We start from the raw sequence: 20,413 nt of genomic DNA, 5'->3' as shown, positions 1-20,413 counted from the left end.
CCCACACTACGTGACGCGTCCGACGCGCGCCGAGGACGGTCACGGAAGCGTCACACAGCGGGACGCCCGGTCTACTCGGCGGCCTTCGTCAGGTCGGAGAGGTGGCCGCGGGTGAGGCGCACGCCGACGCCCTGCACGAGCTCGTCGATGTGCGTCGGCGAGTATGCGTTCACGATGGGCGCGACCACGCCGCGCTGGGCCAGCAGCCAGGCCATCGCGATCGCTGCATGCGGCACCCCGAGCTCGGCCGAGATCGCGTCGAGCGCCTTCAGCACGCGCGTGCCCCGGCGGTTCAGGGACTCGGCCAGCTGGTGCCCGCGGGCCAGGGTCGTGATGTCGCGGCGGCTGCGGTGCCGGCCGGAAAGGAACCCGTGCTCGAGCGCGTGGGACGGCGTCACGGCCAGGCCCTGCGCTCCGGCCACGAGCCGGATGTCGCCCTCGAACTCGCGGCGCCTCATGAGGTTGTAGGGCACGTCGAGCGCCTCGAGGCGCGGGTAGCCCGCGGACGCCAGGATGCGCGCCTCCACGAGGTGCTCGGCCGTGAACGCGTACGCGCCGACGTGCCGCACCTTGCCGGCCTCGATCAGCCACTCGGCGGTCGCCAGCGTGTCCTCGATGGACCGCACCCGCTCGGCCGACGCGTCGAGGTACAGCACGTCGATCCGGTCGGTGCCGAGACGCGTCAGCGACGCCTCCACGGCGCGCACCAGGTTGACCGACCCCAGTCCGGGGTTGTCGGGGTGGTCGCCGACGCGCACGGCCAGCACGATGTCGTCGCGCACGCGGCGCGTGGCCATCCAGCGCCCGATGATGTGCTCGCTGCGTCCGGCCGCGTAGCAATCGGCGGTGTGCACCGCGTTGCCGCCCGCCGCGACGAAGTGGTCGAGGAGCGCGTGCGCGCGCTCCTGGTCGGTGGTCCAGCCGAACTCGGCGCCGCCGAGCATGAGCGGGAAGACCTCGAGGCCCGTATCGCCGAGCGTCTCGCGGAGGAAGGAGCCCAGCGCGGGGCCCTGCACCGGGATCGGCGCCGAGGGGTGGTCGGAGGCGACTCCCGGGCGCTCGAGGGCGGCCGCGAGCGGCGTCTGCGGGGTCGACCCGTCACCGGATCGGGCCCTGCCGGCCTGTGCCTCGTCCATGCCCCCACCCCCTCACGGGCGACCGGGGAGGTGCGCCCGTGTCACGCCAGCGATCGGCGTGTGCTTCGAGCGTATTCCAGGCCCCGGACGCCCGCGCTCGCCGCGCCGATAACGCTTTCGTCACGCGCTTGTGGGATCGCGCCAGGTGGACGTCCCCCACGCGGAACGCCCCGCCCATCCGGAGGATGAGCGGGGCGTTCGCGGACTCGGACGGATCAGGCCTCGGCAGGAGCCTCGGTCTGCTCGGCCTGCGCCTCGTTCTCGTCGATGACGGGCTCGAGGGCCATCTTGCCGCGGTCATCGATCTCGGCGATGCGCACGAGGATCTTCTGACCCACGGACACGACGTCCTCGATGTTCTCGACGCGCTTGCCGCCGTTCAGCTTGCGGATCTGCGTCACGTGCATGCGACCGTCCTTGCCGGGCAGCAGCGAGATGAACGCGCCCGACGGGATGATCTTCACGACCGTGCCGAGGAACTGCTCGCCGACCTCCGGGTTGGTGGGGTTGGCGATCGCGTTCACCTGGGCACGGGCGGCCTCGGCCGAGGGGCCGTCGGTCGCGCCGATGTAGACGGTGCCGTCCTCCTCGATCGAGATCTGCGCGCCGGTCTCGTCCTGGATCGCGTTGATCGTCTTGCCCTTGGGGCCGATCAGCTCGCCGATCTTGTCGACGGGGATCTGCACGCTGATCACGCGCGGAGCCGTCGGCGCCATCTCGTCCGGGGCGTCGATCGCGGCGTCGAGCACCTCGAGGATGCGCAGACGCGCGTCCTTCGCCTGCGTCAGCGCGCCGGCCAGCACCTCCGAGGGGATGCCGTCGAGCTTGGTGTCGAGCTGGATCGCCGTGACGAACTCGCGCGTGCCCGCGACCTTGAAGTCCATGTCGCCCAGGGCGTCCTCGGCGCCGAGGATGTCGGTCAGCGCGGCGTAGCGCGTCTGGCCGTCGACCTCGTCCGAGACCAGGCCCATGGCGATGCCGGCGACCGAGGCGCGCAGCGGCACACCGGCGTTCAGCAGCGACAGCGTCGAGGCGCAGACCGAGCCCATCGACGTCGAGCCGTTCGAGCCCAGCGCCTCCGAGACCTGGCGGATCGCGTAGGGGAACTCCTCGCGGCTCGGCAGCACCGGCACGAGCGCGCGCTCGGCCAGGAAGCCGTGCCCGATCTCGCGACGCTTCGGGCTGCCCACGCGGCCGGTCTCACCGGTCGAGTAGGGCGGGAAGTTGTAGTGGTGCATGTACCGCTTGCTCGTCGTGGGCGACAGCGAGTCGATCTGCTGCTCCATCTTGAGCATGTTCAGCGTGGTGACGCCCAGGATCTGGGTCTCGCCGCGCTGGAAGATCGCCGAGCCGTGGACGCGCGGGATGACCTGCACCTCGGCGTCGAGCGGGCGGATGTCGGCCAGACCGCGGCCGTCGATGCGGACGCCCTCGGTCAGGATGCGGCCGCGCACGATCTTCTTGGTGACCGACTTGTAGGCGGCGGCGAACTCGAGCGGGGCCGCGGCGGGCAGCTCGCCGGCCTCGACCTTCTCGATCAGCTCGGCCTTGACGCGGTCCTTGACCTCGTCGTCGGCGGCCTGACGCGTCTGCTTGTCGGCGATCTGGTAGACCTTCGCCAGCTCGTCGTAGGCGCGCTCGTTCACGAACGCGAACGTCTCCTCGCTGTAGGCGGGGAAGACCGGGAACTCCAGCGGCTCCTTCGACGACTTCGCGGCCATCTCCGCCTGGGCGGCGACGAGCTGCTTGATGAAGGGCTTCGAGGCCTCGAGGCCCTGGGCCACGATCTCCTCGCTCGGCTTCGTGGCGCCCGACTTGATCAGGTTCCAGCTGTGCTCCGTGGCCTCCGCCTCGACCATCATGATCGCGACGTCCTCGGAGCCGTCCTCCTTCGTGACGACGCGTCCCGCGACCACGAGGTCGAAGACGGCCGACTCGAGCAGCTCGGCGTTCGGGAACGCGACCCACTGGTCGGCGTTCTCGCCCTGGCCGGGGATGAGCGCCAGGCGCACACCCGCGATGGGGCCCGAGAACGGCAGACCCGAGATCTGGGTCGACGCCGACGCGGCGTTGATCGCGAGCGCGTCGTAGAACTCGCCGGGCTCGATCGAGAGGACCGTGACGACGATCTGGATCTCGTTGCGCAGGCCGTCGACGAACGACGGGCGCAGCGGCCGGTCGATCAGACGGCAGACCAGGATGGCCTCCGTCGAGGGGCGACCCTCGCGGCGGAAGAACGAGCCCGGTATCTTGCCGGCGGCGTACGAGCGCTCCTCGACGTCGACGGTCAGCGGGAAGAAGTCGAAGCCCTCGCGCGGGTGCTTGCTCGCGCTCGTGGCCGAGAGGAGCATCGTCTCCTCGTCGAGGTATGCGGCGACGGCGCCCTGCGCCTGCTGCGCGAGACGACCGGTCTCGAAGCGGATCGTACGGGTGCCGAAGCGGCCGTTGTCGAGAACGGCCTCGGCGGCGGTGATTTCAGGACCTTCCAAGAGGTCTGTCTCCTTCAGTCTGTGCGCGGCAGAGCGCCGCGCAGCTACGTCAGGAGCAGGGAACAGGCAGATATGGGCTCAAGGCGCATCGTTCACGCTCGCCTGCGCTGGCCACCAGGAGAAATCCACCAGAGACGGATCCGGGATCCGGGCCTGGGAGACCACTTCAGGGGACCAGCTTCCTGCCAGCCTGCTCCTACTTCACGTATGGAATTGTTCGGCTCCCGCTCGGAGAGCCTTTCCCACCCTACCAGCGGAAACCCGATCCGGTCAGGCCCTGTCGCCCGGCGGCGCGGCGCGCCTATCGTGGGTGCCATGAGCGACTTCCGCGATCCGCTGCCCGATGAGGAGCGCCCCGTCATCCCCGACGACGAGCGCATCGTCGACCTGGACGACGAGACGGAGCTCGAGCTGCCGCCGCCCACGCTCGACCCCGACGAGAGCGTCGAGGACGAGCCGGATCCGCTCGTCGAGGACGAGCGCGACGAGGCCCGCGGCCTCGGCGGCATCGAGGAGTAGGCGCTCCCCCGCGCGTCAGCCGAGCTTGCTGCGCTTGGGCGCGTTGCGTCCCGGGATGACGATGTAGTCGGCGTGCTTGGAGACCATGCCGTCGCCCGCCGTCCGGCCGCGCATGCGGCGCCACACCCACGGCAGCGCATGCTCCCGCAGCCAGTCGGTCTGCGGCGCCGGCTCCTCGCCGGCGTCGAACCCGTGCAGGGCGTCGTCGAGCCGGCCGAGCGCCTCCGCGTCCGGGATGCCCAGCGCCTCCGCCGCGCGGTAGGCGAGGTACCGGTGCCCGCGCGAGCTGAGGTGCACCTTGTCGTCCGCATACATCGACCGGTCCCCCAGCGCGGGCAGGGCGGCCGCGTCGAGCAGGTACGAGTCGGTCTCGGCCGCGATGCGGCGCAGCTCGACCGCGTAGAGCGCGAAGCGCCGGGCGAAGATGCGCGCCGGGCGCCGGTCGGGCAGGAACGGCGTCACGAGCAGCACGTCTGCGCCGGTCGCGCGGATGTCGCGCACCACCTTCTCGACGTGCGCCGCGAGGCGCAGCGGATCGGCCCCGTGGCCGACGAGGTCGTTGGCGCCCATGAACACCGAGGCCAGGTCGGGCCGCATCGCGAGCGCCTGGGGAGCCTGCTCGTGGACGAGGTCGCGCACGCGGCGGCTGCGCACGGCGAGGTTCGCGTACTGGAACCGGCCGCGGCCCTGGGCGAGCATGGTCGAGAGGCGGTCCGCCCATCCGCGGTACTCGCCGTTCTCCATGCGCGACGTGTCGCACAGGCCCTCGGTCAGCGAGTCGCCCAGGGCGACGTAGCGCTTCCACGCGCGCGCCTGCGGCGGCTGCACGGAGTCGGGCCGGGCGAGGCCGCGCGCGCGGCTGGCGTCGTCGATCGGCCGGAGCCGCTGGGCCTCGCGGTAGTAGCCGAGCAGCTGGTCGCCGAGCGACTCCCAGGTGCGCTCGGCGACGCTCTCGCGCGCGGCCTCGCCGAAGGAGCGGCGCTTGGCGTCGTCGCCCGTGAGGTCGAGCACCCGCGCGCGCAGGTCGTCGAGGTCGCCGGGCCGGTAGAGCCAGCCGTCGACGCTGGAGCGGACCAGATCGACGGGGCCGCCGCGGCCGGTCGCGACCACCGGCACACCGCTCGCCAGGGCCTCCTGCACGGTCTGACAGAAGGTCTCGCTCTCGCCCGGGTGGACGAAGACGTCGAGGCTCGCGAGCGCGCGGGCCAGCTGGTCGCCGCCCAGGAAGCCCGTGAACACGGCGCCGGGGAGCTGCCGCTCGAGGCGCTCGCGCTCGGGTCCGTCTCCGATGATCACGAGCCGCACGCCCGGCAGGTCGGTCAGCACGCGCAGGTCCTCGACCTGCTTCTCGGCGGCGAGACGGCCGACGTAGCCGACCAGGAGCTCGCCGGGCGCGATGCGGGCGCGCCAGCTCTCGCTGCGGCGGTCGGGGCGGAACCGCTCGGCATCGACGCCGCGCCCCCAGCGGCGCAGGCGGTCGATGCCGAGCGCCGACAGCTGCCCCTCCGAGGCGGACGACGGCGCGAGCGTGAGCGTGGCCCGCTTGTGGAGCCGGGCCACGTGGGCCGACGCGAGGGGCGCCGCGCCGGGCAGGCCGTAGCGCTCGGCGTAGGCGATCACGTCGGTCTGGTAGACCGCGACGCTGGGCAGGCGCAGCGTGTCGGCGGCGACCTGGCCCTTCCAGCCGAGGGCGAACGGGGACGCGAGGTGGACGACGTCCGGGTGGAAGTCGCGCAGCACGCGGGCCAGGCGCGCGGTCGTCGGGTAGGCGACGCGCACGTCCGGGTAGGACGGCATGGCCACCGAGGGCAGCAGCTCGGTGCGGCCGTGCGGGGCGCGTTCCGCGGCCTCGCCCGCGTCGGGGGCGACGACGAGGGTCTCGTGGCCGCGGGCCTCGAAGTGACGGATCATCTGCAGAACGGAGTGCGTGACCCCGTTCATGTGGGGCAGGAAGGACTCTGCGACCAGCGCGATTCTCACGCTTCCAGGGTGACGCGCGGCGGCCGTCGCAGGCGGCCGGGGACGCCCGGGTTCCCCGAGCGTTCATCCGGAGTTGCCCATCCTTCACCGGCGCACCCCCGGGCGGTCACCGGATCGGCCCCGCGGGCGATGAGCGGGGCGCGTTCTCCGGTCGTTCACCGGCGTCGGGTACACACGTGTCATGGACGCGATGATCGTCGGGCTCGCGGCGAACCCCTGGGCGCTCGCGGTGCTCGCCGGGGTGGTCTTCGCCGACGCGTTCCTGGTGGTCGTCCCCGGCGAGGTGGCCGTGACGGCCCTCGGCAGCGTCGCGGCGGCGAGCGGGCTGCCGCCGCTGTGGTCGGTGATCCTGATCGGGGCGCTCGCGGCGTTCGCGGGCGATGCGTCGTGCTACACGATCGGCCGGCTCCTGCACCCGCGCACGTGGCGCGTCCTGCAGCACCCGCGGCCGCAGCAGGCGATGGACTGGGCATCGACGCGCCTGCGCACGCACGCCGCCACGGCGGTGTTCACGGCGCGGTTCATCCCGTTCGGCCGGCTCGCGGTCAACCTCTCGGCGGGCGCCGCGGGCGTGCCTGCGGTGCGCTACCTGCCGATCGCCGCCGTGGCCGCCACGGCCTGGGCCGCGTTCCAGGCGCTCGTGGGCGCGGCGATCGCCTCCATCGTGCCCGGCGGCACCGTCGGGGCGGTGCTCATCTCGATCGCCATCGCACTCGCGGTCGGCTGGACGATCGACTTCGCGATCGGGCGCATCCGCCCGGCCGCATGACGAAGGCCCGGACCGCGCGCGGTCCGGGCCTTCGATCGTGCGGGTCACTCCCCCGCGAGGCCTCCCAGCAGGTGGCCGAACGAGCGGCCCTGGCCCAGGTAGGTGTCGGGGTCGAACGGGTCGGCCTCGGTGAGCGAGGGCTTGGCCGCGATGGCCTCGGCGAGCTCGCGCGCGCCGCGCTCGATGCGCGAGCTCAGCGGGGCGACCTCGTCCTCCTTGCCGCCCCAGTCGCTCGAGGCCGCGAACACGCCCGTCGAGACCGGCTCGGCGTGCAGGTAGGCGAACAGCGGGCGGATGGCGTAGTCGATCGCGAGCGAGTGCCGGGCCGTGCCCGCGTTCGCGCCGATCAGCACCGGCTTGCCGCTCAGCGCCTCGCGGTCGAGGATGTCGATGAACGACTTGAACAGCCCCGAGTAGCTCGTCGAGAAGATCGGCGTCACGACGATCAGCGCGTCGGCCGTGGCGACCTGGGTGAGCATCTTCTCGAGCGCGGGCGGAGCGAAGCCGGCCAGCAGGTTGTTGGTGATGTCGTGCGCGTAGTCGCGCAGCTCGAACACCTCGGCCTCGCCCGTGATGCCGCGCTCGTCGAGCTCGGCGACGGTCGCGGCCGCGAGGCGGTCGGCGAGCATCCGCGTGGACGACGGCGTGGACAGTCCCGCCGAGACGACGGCGATGCGGCGCGTGTCGGTCATGTCGATCTCCTTGTGGGGTCTCGGGGGGGGTCAGCGGGTCGCGGCGCTGCCGAAGGCCGAGCCGGCCTTCGGGGCGGCGGCGGGGGTGTCCTGGTAGGGACCGCCGACGGTCAGGTTGTTGCCGCCCGCCGACGTGGGCCGCGCCTCGCGGGGCGCGGCGTCGCCGTAGACGGCCTTGACGCGCGCGGCGTGCGTGGGCGCGTCCGGCACGCTCTCCGGACGGTTCTGCGCGAGCTCCCTGCGCAGCACCGGGACGACCTCGCCGCCCAGCAGGTCGAGCTGCTCGAGCACGGTCTTGAGCGGCAGGCCGGCGTGGTCCATCAGGAACAGCTGGCGCTGGTAGTCGCCGTAGTAGTCGCGCATCGCGGCGTAGCGGTCGATGACCTGCTGCGGCGAGCCGACGGTGAGCGGCGTCATCTCCGTGAAGTCCTCCATCGACGGGCCGTGGCCGTAGACCGGGGCGTTGTCGAAGTAGGGACGGAAGGCCTTGACCGCGTCCTGCGAGTTCTTGGCCATGAACGCCTGGCCGCCGAGGCCCACGATCGCCTGCTCGGGCGTGCCGTGTCCGTAGTGCGCGTAGCGCTGGCGGTACAGCGTGATCAGGCGCTGGTAGTGCTCCTTGGGCCAGAAGATGTTGTTCGCGAAGAAGCCGTCTCCGTAGTACGCGGCCTGCTCGGCGATCTCCGGGGTGCGGATGGATCCGTGCCACACGAACGGCGGCACGCCGCCCAGCGGACGGGGGGTCGCCGTGAAGCCCTGCAGCGGCGAGCGGAACTTGCCCTCCCAGTCGACGACGTCCTCGTCCCAGAGGCGGCGCAGCAGCGCGTAGTTCTCGATCGCGAGCGGCAGGCCCTGGCGGATGTCCTGACCGAACCAGGGGTACACCGGGCCGGTGTTGCCGCGGCCCATCACGAGGTCGACGCGGCCGCCCGTGAGGTGCTGCAGCATCGCGTAGTCCTCGGCGATCTTCACCGGGTCGTTCGTGGTGATGAGCGTCGTGGCGGTCGACAGGATGAGGTCCGTCGTCTGCGCGCCGATGTACGCGAGCGTCGTCGTGGGCGACGAAGAGAAGAACGGCGGGTTGTGGTGCTCGCCGAGCGCGAAGACGTCGAGACCGACCTCCTCGGCGTGCTTGGCGATCGTGACGATGTCGCGGATGCGCTCCGCCTCGCTGGGCGTGTGGCCCGTGGTCGGGTCGGCGGTGATGTCGCTGACCGAGAAGATGCCGAACTGCATCTGGCTCATCTGTTCATCTCCGATCTGCCCGTCGTTCGGCGGGTGCGTGGGGTGGGCCGCATTTGTATGCGCTTGAATATACCCGCTTCAACACGCGATCGCCAGATCTATTCCCGCATGCCGCGCGCCGCGACGGTAGCGTGATCGGGATGAGCTCGGCACCGAACGCCCCGACGACGGGGGCCGTCCCCCGCCCGCGCCGACGCGTCCCCTACTGGGACAACGCGCGCTTCGCGTGCATCGTGCTCGTGGTGCTGGGCCACGCGATCCAGCGGCTGACGTACGACTCCGACATCGCGTACGCCCTGTATCTGGTCGTGTACGCGTTCCACATGCCCGCGTTCGCGATCATCTCGGGCTACTTCTCGAAGGCCGACCCGCCCACGCGGCGGCAGATGGCGCGCGTCATCACGGACATCCTGGTGCCGTACATCATCTTCGAGGCGCTGTGGTGGATCACGAAGGGCCTGGTCGAGGGTGACCCCGATCCGAACCTGACGCAGCCGTCGTGGACGCTGTGGTTCCTGCTGGCGCTCGGCATCTTCCGCCTCGTGCTCCCCTACCTGGCGCTCCTGCGCTGGCCGCTGCTGTGGACCGTCCTGATCTCGATCGGCGTCGGCTACCTCCCGAACGTCGACAGCACGTTCTCCCTGTCGCGCACGCTCGGCTTCCTTCCGTTCTTCGCCCTGGGATGGTGGCTGCGCGAGCACGATGTGGTCGACCGGCTGCGCCTGCTCGAGCGAAAGGCGTGGTGGGCGCGGCTGAGCGCGCTCGCGGTGTTCGCGCTCGCCGGGTGGACCGCCTGGGCGGGGCTTCCCGGCTGGGAGGCCATGGACATGCGCAACTGGCTCTTCTACGACCAGGACTACGCGCACTTCCTCGGCGACGCCCCGTGGTGGGCCGGCGGCGTGCGGCTCGCGCTCATGCTGGTGGCGCTCATCCTGTGCGCGGCGTTCTTCGTGCTCGTGCCGCGCGGCGGCTTCTGGTTCACGCGCTTCGGCACGTACACGATGTACATCTATCTGCTGCACTCGTTCGTGCTCTACCCGTTCCGCGAGTCCGGCGCGCTGCGCGATCTCGAGCCGACGTGGCTGTGGCTGCCGCTCGTGTGCATCCTGTCGGTCGCGATCACGCTGCTGCTCGCGTCGCGCCCCGTGCGGTGGCTGTTCCGGCCGCTGATCGAACCCCGCTCGCGGTGGCTGTTCGCCGACCCCGGCATCACGCCGCAGGCCGGCCGCGGGATCGACCCGACGGGATCGCGCCGCCCGCGCGCCGAGCCACGGTCCTGACCCGCTCCATGTGACGACAGGGCCCTCGCGAGCACCCGCGGCGAGCCCCCGCCGTAACAGTGCCGCCCGCGGGGATCCGTCGGACCCCCGACCGTCGTAGCGTGGTGACATGACCGACCTCAACCTGCCGATCCTCGACATGTCCCAGCTCGACGCGGGCGACGAAGCGGCCGCGCGCTTCCGCGACGAGCTCGCCGCCGCGACGCGGGACGTCGGGTTCTTCTACCTCACCGGCACGGGAGTCTCTCCCGAGCTCGAGGCGCGCCTGCACCGCGTCGCGCGGGAGTTCTTCGCCCTCCCCGAGGAGGAGAAGCTCGCGATCGAGAACGTCAAGAGCCCCCAGTTCCGCGGCTACACGCGGCTCGGCGGCGAGCTGACGCAGGGCAAGGTCGACTTCCGCGAGCAGATCGACATCGGTCCCGAGCGCGAGGTCGTGACCGACCCCGAGGCACCGGACTACCAGCGCCTGACGGGCCCGAACCTGTGGCCCGAGGCCCTGCCCGAGCTGCGCGAGGTCGTCGAGGAGTGGCACGACCGCCTGTCGGACGTGTCGCGCCGGCTGCTGCGCGCCTGGGCGCTCTCGCTCGGCGCCGAGGAGGACTTCTTCGACGGCGCGTTCCAGGACCCGTCGTCGCTCATCAAGATCGTCCGGTACCCGGGATCGACCGAGCCGGAGCCGCAGCAGGGCGTCGGCGCGCACAAGGACGGCGGCGTGCTCACGCTCCTGTGGATCGAGCCGGGCCGGGGCGGGCTGCAGGTCGAGCGCGAGGACGCGGACGGCAACCGCTACTGGGTCGACGCTCCCCCGGTGCCGGGCGCGTTCGTGGTCAACATCGGCGAGATGCTCGAGGCGGCCACGCAGGGCTACCTGCGTGCGACGAACCACCGCGTCGTGTCGCCCCGGTACCCCGAGGACCGCATCTCGGTGCCGTTCTTCTTCAACCCGGGCCTGGACGACTACATGCCGACGCTGCAGCTGCCCGCCGAGCTGGCGGCCCTGGCGCGCGGCGTCGAGGACGACCCGAGCAACCCCATCCACACGCTGTACGGCGAGAACGCCCTGAAGTACCGCCTCCGCGCCCACCCCGACGTGGCGGAGCGCTGGCACGCCGATCTCCTGGCGGCGCGCGCCAAGGCGTAGTCCTCCCGGTCATCGGTAGCGCCCGCGCGGCGGCCCCGCAAGGGGGCTGACCGCGCGGGGGCCGCCGTTCTAGCCTCGGCCGTATGGACGTCACGATCTTCGCGCCGTCACCCGCGCTCACGATCACGATAGAGGAGCAGGACGCGCGGCCCGACATCCACATCCACGCCGGAGGCCAGGGGGTCTGGCAGGCCCGGATGCTCCGCCGCCTGGGTGTGCGCGTCACGATCTGCTGCGCGCTCACCGGGGAGACCGGGCGCGTGGTGCAGCGCCTGCTCGAGGACGAGGGCTTCCGCGTGGTCGCGGTCGAGCGGTCGGGCCGCGGCGCCGCGTACGTGCACGACCGCCGCGACGGGCAGCGCACGGAGGTCGCCGAGATGGACGGGGATCCGCTCGGCCGCCACGAGCTGGACGAGCTGTACGGCGCGACCCTGCGCGAGGGCATCGCCTCGGGGCTGACGATCCTGAGCGGCCCCCACGGCGAGGGCGCGCTGCCCGCGGACACCTACCGGCGCCTGGCCGCCGATCTGCGGACCAACGACGTGCGCGTCGTCGTCGACCTCGCGGGCGACCGGATGACCGCGGCGCTCGAGGGCGGCGTCGACCTCCTGAAGGTCAGCGACGAGGAGCTGCGCGCGGACGGGCTTCTGGAGGGCGAGGACGTCGGCTCGGTCGTCGCGGTCATGGAGGCCATGCGGGACCGCGGCGCGCGCAACGTGATCGTGACCCGCGCGGACCGGCCTTTCCTGGTGCTGGACGGCCGCACCGTTCACGAGGTGACGCCGCCCGCGCTGCAGACGACCGACACCCGGGGCGGCGGCGACTCGCTCACCGCCGGCGTGTGCGCGGGGCTGGCCGCCGGCGAACCGCTGCGCGAGGCGATCCTGACCGGAGCCGCGGCGGGCGCGCTCAACGTGACCCGCCACGGGCTCGGCACGGGCGAGCAGGAGACGATCGCGCGCCTGAGGGACAGCGTGCGGGTGCGGACGCTCCGGGGCCCCTCGGCCGACGACTCGGACGACAGCCACGGCCGCGTCAGCCCCGACGGCCTCGCCGCGCTGGCCGAGCCGACCGATCATCGCCCGCATCACGAGGAGCCCGCGCCGGAGGACCCCGCATGACGCGCACCCTGGTCACGAACGACGACGGCATCGACGCCCCCGGCCTGCACGCGCTGGCGCGCGCCGCGCGCGAGCACGGTCTGGACGTGACGATCGCGGCGCCCGAGCGGCAGTCCAGCGGCGCCAGCGCGTCCATCGTCGCCGGCGAGGAGGAGGGCCGGATCGCCGTGGACCGCCGGGAGATCGACGGGCTGGAGGAGCTCCCCGCGTTCGCGGTCCGCGGCGGCCCGGGCCTGATCGCGCTGATCGCGGCCCACGGGGCATTCGGCGACACGTTCGATCTGGTGCTGTCGGGCGTGAACCACGGTGCGAACGTGGGGCGCGCCATCCTGCACTCGGGCACGGTCGGCGCGGCGCTGACCGGCGGGCTGAACGGCGCGTGGGGGCTCGCGGTGTCGCTCGACGTCGGCATGCGCCCTGAGGTGTTCGAGTGGGACGCGGCCGCCCAGACCGCGATCGACGCACTGCCGTTCCTGATGTCGCTGGAGAAGGGCTCCGTGGTCAACCTCAACGTGCCGAACGCGCCCGAGCATCGCGGGATCCGCGAGGCGCCCCTGGCCCCGTTCGGCATCGTGCAGACCACGCTGAGCGAGCGCGGCCACAAGCACATCCGACTCGCGGTCGAGGACCTGCCGCACGTCCCGCAGCCGGGGACGGATGCCGCGCTGCTCGCGGACGGCTACGCGACGCTCACGGGCATCGAGCCGGTCTCGCACCGCCACCTCGGCTACGAGGGGTGAAGCCGTGGGGCGGGGCGGCTTCGACTCGCTCAGCCCGTTTCGACTCCGCTGCGCTCCGCTCAATGACCGGGTGCGGGTCCGGCTTCGACTCGCTGCGCTCGCTCAGCCCGTTTCGACTCCTCGCTGGCGCTCGTCGCTCAACGACCACAGGGTGAGCGCCCGTTTCGACTCCGCTTCGCTCCGCTCAACGACCGGGGCCAGAGCCCCCCGACACTTACAGTCGTGCGAGCGAAGCGAGCGTGGAGCGAAGCGACCCCCGCAGCGCGAAGCGCTGCCGAACGGAGCGAAGCGACGTTCTCGCTCGCAAGGGTGCCGCTTGCGGCCCCGAAGCGTGCGACCGCTCCTGAAAAGAACGTGCGAGCGAAGCGAGCGTGGAGCGAAGCGACCCCCGCAGCGCGAAGCGCTGCCGAACGGAGCGAAGCGACGTTCTCGCTCGCAAGGGTGCCGCTTGCGGCCCCGAAGCGTGCGACCGCTCCTGAAAAGAACGTGCGAGCGAAGCGAGCGAGGAGCGCAGCGACGTTCCTCGCTCGCGAGTGTCCGGCGCGGAGCGTCGGCGCGAGCGTGCGAGACGCTCCTGAAAAAGCAAGAGATCCCGCCCCACACCTGGGACGGGATCTCTCGAAGACGATTGAACGCTGGTGCGCTCTGCTGCTCTCAGCTCAGCGGCGCAGACCGAGACGCTCGATCAGCGAGCGGTAGCGCTCGATGTCGATGTCCTGGAGGTAGCCGAGCAGACGGCGGCGCTGACCGACGAGCAGGAACAGGCCACGACGCGAGTGGTGGTCGTGCTTGTGCTCCTTGAGGTGCTCGGTGAGGTCCTTGATGCGCTGCGTCAGCATCGCGACCTGCACCTCGGGGGAACCGGTGTCACCGGGGTGCGTCGCGTACTCTTCGATGATCGCCTTCTTGACGTCTGCTTCCAGTGCCATAGAACCGATCCCCTTCCTCTTCGTTGCGCGGCGCCCGACGCCTGATGCGCGAGCTCTCTTTATCCGCGGCCGATCGAACGGCAACCACGTGAGTCTACCAGCGTCCGGCGGCCTCGGCGACCGCACGGCGCCCGGCCGTTCGCGCACGGACTAATGTCTTCTCGTGGCTCGAACCGGCGGCGGACATCTCATCGACCTGCGTCCGCTGACCCAGAGCCCCGCGTTCGCGCGACTGTGGGTGGGGACGCTGCTGGGAGGTCTGGGCGGCCAGCTCACGATCACGGCCGTGATGCTGCACATGTTCGCCCTGACGGGATCGACCTTCGCGGTGTCGATGATCGCGGTCGCGGGTCTCGTGCCGATGATCGTGGCGGGGCTCTACGGGGGCATGCTCGCCGATCACTTCGACCGCCGGCTCGTGGCGCTGGCCGCCGCGGCGATCGGCTGGAGCGCCACGGTGCTGCTCGCGGTGCTCGCGTGGTCGGGCCTGGTGAACGAGGCGTGGCTGTACGCGCTGTCGATCGCGAGCTCGGCCGCGACCACCGTCGCATCGGCCACGAAGGCCGCGATGACGCCCGCCCTGGTCGGCACGCACCTCATCCCGGCGGCCGCCGCGCTCACGGGCATCTCCGCCGGGATCATGGTGATGGCCGGGCCGGCGCTGGGCGGCCTGCTGGTCGCGGCGTTCGGCTACCCCATCACCTACACGATCGACGCGGTGCTGACGCTCTCTCTGTTCCTCGGCATCGCGACCCTGCCTCCCCTGCCGCCCGAGGGGCAGACCGACCGTCCGGGGCTGCGGTCGATCATCGACGGCCTGGGGTTCCTGAAGGTAGCCCCGAACATCCGGATGCAGTTCGTCCTGGATGTGATCGCCATGACGTTCGGCCAGCCGATCGCCCTGTTCCCCGCGCTGGGCGTGGTCCTGCTCGGCGGCGGCGAGGTCACGTCGGGCCTGCTGATGGCGTCGATCGCGGTCGGCGTGCTCGTGTCGAGCCTGTTCTCGGGCCGGGTCGGATCCGTGCGCCGGCAGGGCGTCGGGATCGCGCGCGCGATCCAGGCGTTCGGCCTGGCGACGGGGCTGTTCGGGCTGGTGCTTCTCGTGGCCGAGCTCGGCGGGAGGACGGTGGACGAGACGCATCCCGACGTCGCGCTGATCCTGCTGGCGTGCGCGTGCCTGGCCCTGACCGGCGCGGCCGACAACATCAGCGCGATCTTCCGCCAGACGATGCTGCAGGCCGCGGTCCCGGATGCCGTGCGCGGCCGCCTGCAGGGCATCTTCATGGTGGTCGTCGCCGGCGGGCCGCGGATCGGCGCGCTCTACACCGGGACGCTGGCCGGCATCGCGCTGTGGTTCCCGCCGCTCGTCGGCGGCGTGGCGATCATCGTCATCGTGGCGGTCATCCTGCGCTTCGCGACCCGCTTCCGCGCCTACGACGCCGAGGCGCCCACGCCCTGACCCGGGTGATCCGCGGACGCGACGAGAGGCGGGTGCCGTGGCACCCGCCCCTCGTCCGTGATGTCAGTCCTGCTGGAGCGCACCCTGCAGGTCGAGCGTGATGGTGACGTCCTTGCCCACCAGCACGCCGCCGGTCTCGAGCGCGGCGTTCCAGGTGAGGCCGAAATCCTCGCGGTTGACGGTCGCGGTGCCCGTGGCGCCGGCCTTGTAGTTGCCCCACGGGTCGGCGCCGAAGCCGCCGAACTCGACCGTGAAGGTGACGGGCTTGGTGACGCCCTTGATGGTGAGGTCGCCGTCGACGAGGAACTCGCCGTTCTGCTCGCGCACGCCGGTCGACTCGAACGTGATGGTGGGGTGGTTCTCGGCGTCGAAGAAGTCGGCCGAGCGGAGGTGCTGGTCGCGGCCCTCGTCCTTGGTGTTGATCGACGCGACGTCGGCCTTGGCCGAGACCTTGGCCTCGAGCGGGTTCTCGGGGGCGACGATGGTGCCCTCGATGACGTGGAAGCTGCCCTTCACCTTGGAGATCATCATGTGGCGGACGTTGAAGCCCACCTCGCTGTGCGCGGGATCGATGACGTAGGTGCCGGGACGGTAGCCGGGGATCTCGATGGTCATGTGGTCTCCTCGAAGGTCGTGCCGTGATCGGCGGTGTACAGGAGACAATACCTATGCGCGCGCATATATTCCACGACGGCCGGATGAATTCTCCGGAAACGGCGAGACGCCCCTCACCGCACGGCCGGAGGGGCGCCGGAGGGGCGCCTCAGCGGATCGAGATCAGGCGACGTCGATCAGGTCGATGATGAAGATGAGCGTCTTGCCGCTCAGGAAGTGACCCGCGCCGGCCGGGCCGTAGGCGAGGTGCGGCGGGATGACCAGCTCGCGGCGGCCGCCGATCTTCATGCCGGGGATGCCGTCCTGCCAGCCCTGGATCAGGCCGCGCAGCGGGAACTGGATGCTCTCGCCGCGGTTCCACGACGAGTCGAACTCCTCGCCGGTCTCGTACTCGACGCCGGCGTAGTGCACGGTGACGGTGTCGCCGGGCTTGGCCTCGGCGCCGTCGCCGACGATGAGGTCGCGGACGACGAGCTCCGACGGGGCGGGGCCCTGCGGGGCGTCGAACTCGGGCTTGGTGCGATCTGCGCTCATGGCATCCATCGAACCATGAACGCCGCGGGCGATGGGGCCCGCGGTCGCCGGATTACGCCGACAGCGCACGCCGCGGGCCGGGCGCCTCGAGGGGATGCTGCGCCCGGCCCGCGACGGGTCTCATGCGACGATGCGCCGCCTGGGGCCGGCCAGCAGCAGCCACCCGGCCAGAACCGCCCGATCGGGCGGCATTCAGCGCACCGCCCCGCGACGGCGGACCCCGCCCGGGGCGCCGGCGTGGGCGCCGGGCCGATCCGAATTGCCATACCTGGACATCTGCTGCTCCTACCCGGGCACACGCCCCGATCGCGCGTCCGCACGAGGGTGCTGCCTGCCGGATGCCGCCTCGGGTCGGCGGCGATCCGCCCGGGAGCCGCGGACGTCACACGCAAACGATCCGCGCGCCACGTACCCGGCCGGAGGCGGTCCGGGGCAATTTCACCCCGGGTGTCACCCGGTGCCCGGATCCGCGTGATTCCGCGGAACAACGGGGGTTCACCCGGCCTGTCACCCGGCCAGTGGGTCAGCGAGTGAAACACCACTAGGGCGATGTCGCAGGGCGGGAGCATAATGACGCTCGTGAGGGGAATCACCGAGATCTCGGTCCCCGGGCACTACCCGAAGCCCACCCCCGCCGCGCAGATCTATCGTGCACTGGGAGCCCAGGCATGGGACGACGCCCTGCGGATCGCCGAGCGCGACTGGAAGCAGCTGCTGACGAGCGGCCTGCCCGCCATCCGCGCCCTCGTCGACATCGTGCCGAGCGAGCGGCTCGACGCGGATCCGCGCTGGCGGCGCATCCGGGCGTATCTCCAGGCGGCGCCGGTGGCCGGCGCCTCCCTCACCGCGACGTCGCGCGCCGACGCGGTCGCGGCGGTGCTGCGTCTCACCAGCGAGGCGCGCGTCGCGCGGGTGTCCGGAGATCTCCTCGGGGCGCTCGCGCTCGCCCGGCGCGCGAGGGAGGACTTCGAGCGGCTCCCCCACGAGCATCGCGCCGCGCTCGAGGGCGATCTGCCCCACGTGCTGTTCGCCTGGGGGCTCACGGAGGTGCTCGCCGGAGACGCGACCACGGGGTTCGAGGACCTCGCCCGCGCCTACTCCGCGGCCAGGGCCCGCGGCGACACCCGCCTCGCCCTCCTGGCGGCGGGAGAGCTCGCGTGGCTGCACGCGACCGAGGGCCGGGTGCTCGTGCGCGACCAGTGGATCGCGAACGCGCACGCCCTGCTCCCGACGGCGGTCAGACGGACTCCTGAGCCCGCGTCCCTGGCGCTCGCGGAGACCGCGGCCGCGTTCGATCGCCTCGAGTACGACGAGGCCCGCAGCGCCCTCGCGCGGGCGGCGGACGCCCCGGGCGAGCACACGGTCGAGCTCGCCTGGGCGAGGGCGCTGCTCGCATCCAAGGACCCCGCGTCCGACCTGCCCCGGGCCCTCGCGGACCTCGAGCAGCTGGACGACGCGCTGTTCGGCGACGCGCCGTCGCAGCTCAGCCCGCTCACGGCCGCGCGCGCCGCCCTCCTCCTGCATCTGGGGCGGGGCGAGACCGCGCGGACCCTGCTCGAGGACCTCCCCTCGCCCGTGCTGCCGTCGATCCGCACGATCCGCGCCGCGGTGCACCTCGTCCAGGGCGACCTGGACCGCGCACTGCACGACGCGCAGGCGGCCCTGCACGACCTGGGGCGCCCGCGCGCGGTGGTCGAGGCCTGGGCTGTCATAGCGGCGGTGCACCTGCGCCGCCGCGATCCGGCGACGGAGGCGTCGTTCCGCCGCGCCGTGACCCTGGCCGACACCCACGGGCTGCCCTCGGGCCTGACGCACCTGCCGCTGCGGGACTTCGAAGCCCTCGCGGCCTTCGCCCCGCCGCGGAGCCCGAGCATGCTCGCCGTCGGCACGGCCGGCACGCGCCGCCCTCCGGCGCAGGGGACGCCGCCGCCGCGCGCGACGCCGAGCGAGCTCGCGGCCCTGCGTCTGCTGGCGGCGGGCCGGTCGACCGGCGAGACGGCCGCCGCCATCGGCGTCAGCCCCAACACCGTCAAGACCCTCACCCGGCGGCTGTACGCGAAGCTGGGCGTCTCCGATCGGCAGCAGCTGGCCCTCGCGGCCGCCGAGCACGGACTGCTCTGATGATGCTCGACGGCGCGCGGCCGCCCTCGCTCCGCGCCCCGCAGACCCGCGGCAGGTCCGACGCCCCCGTCGACGACGTCACCTCGGCCGTGTTCGCCGCGCTGGCGGACAGCCGCTGGCCCGAGGCGATCCGGATGGTCGAACGTCACTTCCCCCTCCTGATCAGCCATCGGCCGGCGGTGGTGCGCGCCGTCGCCGACGCGCTGCCGCCCGCCGAGCTCCGCAGACGGCCGCGGTGGATGGGCATGCGCCAGTACGTGACCCACCTGCTCACCTACCCGTCGAAGCCTCCCGTGTTCCCCGACACCGAGATCCGAGTGCCCGAGCACATGCCGCCCTCCGACCGGCTGGATCTGCTCACGGCCCGGACGGCCGGGCTGCGCACGCGCGGGCGCTACGAGGAGGCGGCCGAGGTCGCCGAGAACGCGTTCGAGGGCTGGCAGGGGCTGTCTCCGGAGGATCGCGCGGACGCGCAGCCGCGCATCGGCACGCTCGCCACGCAATGGGGCATGACACTGGCGGCCGCCGGCCTCATCGCCCGCGCGGTCCAGGTGCTCACCGAGGCGCACGCGGTCTCCGAGAGCACGGGCAATGTGCGCGCGGCTCTCGAGTCCGCGGGCGAGCTGGCCTGGCTGCATGCGATGAACGGCACGGGCGCCGCGGCGGACCGCTGGATCGCGCGGTCGGCCGAGCTGCGTGCCCGGCACCCCGATGTCCAGCGGGTGCGGGCGGGGGCGGCGCTCGGAGCCGCCTATCGCGCGAGCGACCGGCTCGACTTCGACAGCGCCGTCGGGCTCGTGAGCGATCCGGCCCACGACTTCGAGGAGCTCACGGTCATGGCGGCCGCGGTCCGGGCCGTCTTCGGCACGCGCGGCGGCGAGTCCGACCCCGTGGACATGATGAGCCGCCTGGAGGTCGCGGTCGAGAGCCAGCCCGCCCCGCGCACCGCGGGCGGGCTGAACGCGTGCGCGCTCGCGATCGCGCGCGGAACGCTCCTGGCGTACCAGGGCATGCACGAGGCGGCGCTGCTGGCGCTGGCCCAGTGCCCCGACCTGCCGCGGCCGGCGATCGGACTGGTGCGGGCGCGCAAGGCCGCCTCGCGCCTCGGTCTCGGAGACATCCCCGGCGCCCTGCGCGAGATCGCCCACGAGACGTCCAGCCCGTCCCCCCGCATCCGCGTCGAGTCGCTCGTGGTGCGCGCCGCCGCCATGCTGCGGCAGGGGCAGGACGCGTCGGCGTCCGCGTCCTTCCGGCTCGCGGTCGACACCGCGGCGACGCACGGGCTGCGGGCCTCGCTCGCGGTGGTGTCCCGCGCCGACCTCAGCGCGCTGGCAGCGACGGCCGGGATCCCGTCTCTGGCGGATCTGATCACGTCGCGCGTGCTGCTGCCCCCAGCGACCTCGGACGTCGTCGGACGGCTCTCGCCGCAGCAGCTGGCGGTCCTGCGCGCCTCGGCCGAGCACGACCAGATCGGCGAGGTCGCCGCCGCGCTCGCGCTGAGCCCCAACACGGTCAAGACGCATCTCCAGGCGGCCTACCGCCGACTGGGGGTCTCCGATCGCGGGGCCGCGATCGAGGAGGCGTCCCGCCGCGGGCTGCTCTGATCCACCGGTGCGGCGGATCAGAGCCCGGAAATTCCTCAG

The 20,413-nt window shown here is 72.4% G+C and carries 17 protein-coding genes; 9 read left to right on the top strand and 8 right to left on the bottom strand.

Annotated features, from left to right (window positions below; all coding sequences use genetic code 11):
• Positions 1-71 precede the first annotated feature (71 nt).
• Both B5M43_RS05310 and B5M43_RS05305 read right to left on the bottom strand, forming a co-directional pair.
• Entirely contained in the window at positions 72-1,136 is a 1,065-nt protein-coding gene (locus tag B5M43_RS05310; RefSeq protein WP_134745707.1) for an aldo/keto reductase, read from the bottom strand.
• 215 nt (positions 1,137-1,351) lie between these two features.
• Positions 1,352-3,625 carry a polyribonucleotide nucleotidyltransferase gene (locus B5M43_RS05305; RefSeq protein ID WP_134745708.1) on the bottom strand — a complete coding sequence of 758 codons (2,274 nt, stop codon included), beginning with the start codon at positions 3,623-3,625 and terminating at the stop codon, positions 1,352-1,354.
• 315 nt (positions 3,626-3,940) lie between these two features.
• On the opposite strand from B5M43_RS05305, the gene B5M43_RS05300 reads away from it, so the two are divergent.
• Positions 3,941-4,144 (top strand): hypothetical protein, encoded by a 204-nt coding sequence (locus tag B5M43_RS05300; protein WP_055993419.1) that lies wholly within the window; start codon positions 3,941-3,943, stop codon positions 4,142-4,144.
• A gap of 15 nt (positions 4,145-4,159) precedes the next feature.
• Here the strand turns inward: B5M43_RS05300 and B5M43_RS05295 are convergent, their stop codons facing one another.
• Positions 4,160-6,124 (bottom strand): GDSL-type esterase/lipase family protein, encoded by a 1,965-nt coding sequence (locus B5M43_RS05295; RefSeq protein WP_134745709.1) that lies wholly within the window; start codon positions 6,122-6,124, stop codon positions 4,160-4,162.
• Between the two features lie 181 nt (positions 6,125-6,305).
• Here B5M43_RS05295 and B5M43_RS05290 point away from each other — a divergent pair, with 181 nt between their 5' ends.
• The gene (locus B5M43_RS05290; RefSeq protein WP_134745710.1) at positions 6,306-6,893 is read left to right on the top strand and encodes a DedA family protein; all 588 of its coding nucleotides are present in this window, start codon (positions 6,306-6,308) and stop codon (positions 6,891-6,893) included.
• Between the two features lie 44 nt (positions 6,894-6,937).
• Here the strand turns inward: B5M43_RS05290 and B5M43_RS05285 are convergent, their stop codons facing one another.
• A complete protein-coding gene (locus B5M43_RS05285; protein ID WP_055993257.1) occupies positions 6,938-7,585 on the bottom strand; it encodes an FMN reductase in 648 nt (215 codons plus the stop codon).
• A 30-nt stretch (positions 7,586-7,615) separates the two neighbouring features.
• The gene (locus B5M43_RS05280; protein WP_134745736.1) at positions 7,616-8,821 is read right to left on the bottom strand and encodes an LLM class flavin-dependent oxidoreductase; all 1,206 of its coding nucleotides are present in this window, start codon (positions 8,819-8,821) and stop codon (positions 7,616-7,618) included.
• Between the two features lie 149 nt (positions 8,822-8,970).
• Between B5M43_RS05280 and B5M43_RS05275 the strand changes: the two genes are divergently transcribed.
• From B5M43_RS05275 to surE, 4 genes are all read left to right on the top strand, one after another.
• Complete coding sequence (locus tag B5M43_RS05275) at positions 8,971-10,110, top strand: acyltransferase family protein (protein WP_134745711.1); 1,140 nt, start codon at positions 8,971-8,973, stop codon at positions 10,108-10,110.
• Positions 10,111-10,219: 109 nt separating this feature from the next.
• Complete coding sequence (locus B5M43_RS05270) at positions 10,220-11,251, top strand: isopenicillin N synthase family oxygenase (RefSeq protein ID WP_134745712.1); 1,032 nt, start codon at positions 10,220-10,222, stop codon at positions 11,249-11,251.
• An 83-nt stretch (positions 11,252-11,334) separates the two neighbouring features.
• Positions 11,335-12,372: a 1-phosphofructokinase family hexose kinase gene (locus B5M43_RS05265; RefSeq protein ID WP_134745713.1), complete on the top strand. Its 1,038-nt coding sequence runs from the start codon at positions 11,335-11,337 to the stop codon at positions 12,370-12,372.
• A complete protein-coding gene (gene surE, locus B5M43_RS05260; protein ID WP_134745714.1) occupies positions 12,369-13,112 on the top strand; it encodes a 5'/3'-nucleotidase SurE in 744 nt (247 codons plus the stop codon). The genes B5M43_RS05265 and surE overlap by 4 nt, the downstream gene beginning before the upstream one ends.
• A 659-nt stretch (positions 13,113-13,771) precedes the next feature.
• Here surE and rpsO read toward each other — a convergent pair.
• The gene (rpsO, locus tag B5M43_RS05255) at positions 13,772-14,041 is read right to left on the bottom strand and encodes a 30S ribosomal protein S15 (RefSeq protein ID WP_055993247.1); all 270 of its coding nucleotides are present in this window, start codon (positions 14,039-14,041) and stop codon (positions 13,772-13,774) included.
• Between the two features lie 163 nt (positions 14,042-14,204).
• Here rpsO and B5M43_RS05250 point away from each other — a divergent pair, with 163 nt between their 5' ends.
• Positions 14,205-15,500, top strand: a complete 1,296-nt coding sequence (locus B5M43_RS05250; RefSeq protein ID WP_134745715.1) for an MFS transporter — start codon at positions 14,205-14,207, stop codon at positions 15,498-15,500.
• A 63-nt stretch (positions 15,501-15,563) separates the two neighbouring features.
• On the opposite strand, the gene B5M43_RS05245 is transcribed toward B5M43_RS05250, so the two are convergent.
• Positions 15,564-16,115 (bottom strand): YceI family protein, encoded by a 552-nt coding sequence (locus B5M43_RS05245; protein WP_055993243.1) that lies wholly within the window; start codon positions 16,113-16,115, stop codon positions 15,564-15,566.
• A 162-nt stretch (positions 16,116-16,277) separates the two neighbouring features.
• Positions 16,278-16,649: an FKBP-type peptidyl-prolyl cis-trans isomerase gene (locus B5M43_RS05240; protein WP_055993241.1), complete on the bottom strand. Its 372-nt coding sequence runs from the start codon at positions 16,647-16,649 to the stop codon at positions 16,278-16,280.
• 579 nt (positions 16,650-17,228) lie between these two features.
• Here B5M43_RS05240 and B5M43_RS15285 point away from each other — a divergent pair.
• Positions 17,229-18,770, top strand: a complete 1,542-nt coding sequence (locus B5M43_RS15285) for a LuxR C-terminal-related transcriptional regulator (protein ID WP_167626772.1) — start codon at positions 17,229-17,231, stop codon at positions 18,768-18,770.
• Positions 18,770-20,374 carry a LuxR C-terminal-related transcriptional regulator gene (locus tag B5M43_RS05230; protein ID WP_134745717.1) on the top strand — a complete coding sequence of 535 codons (1,605 nt, stop codon included), beginning with the start codon at positions 18,770-18,772 and terminating at the stop codon, positions 20,372-20,374. Before B5M43_RS15285 ends, B5M43_RS05230 begins: the two co-directional genes overlap by 1 nt.
• Positions 20,375-20,413: the final 39 nt, after the last annotated feature.

The organism is Microbacterium sp. MEC084, from assembly GCF_004514465.2.
In the GTDB taxonomy this organism is placed as follows: domain Bacteria; phylum Actinomycetota; class Actinomycetes; order Actinomycetales; family Microbacteriaceae; genus Microbacterium.
This window is presented reverse-complemented; position numbering and strand designations above follow the sequence as displayed.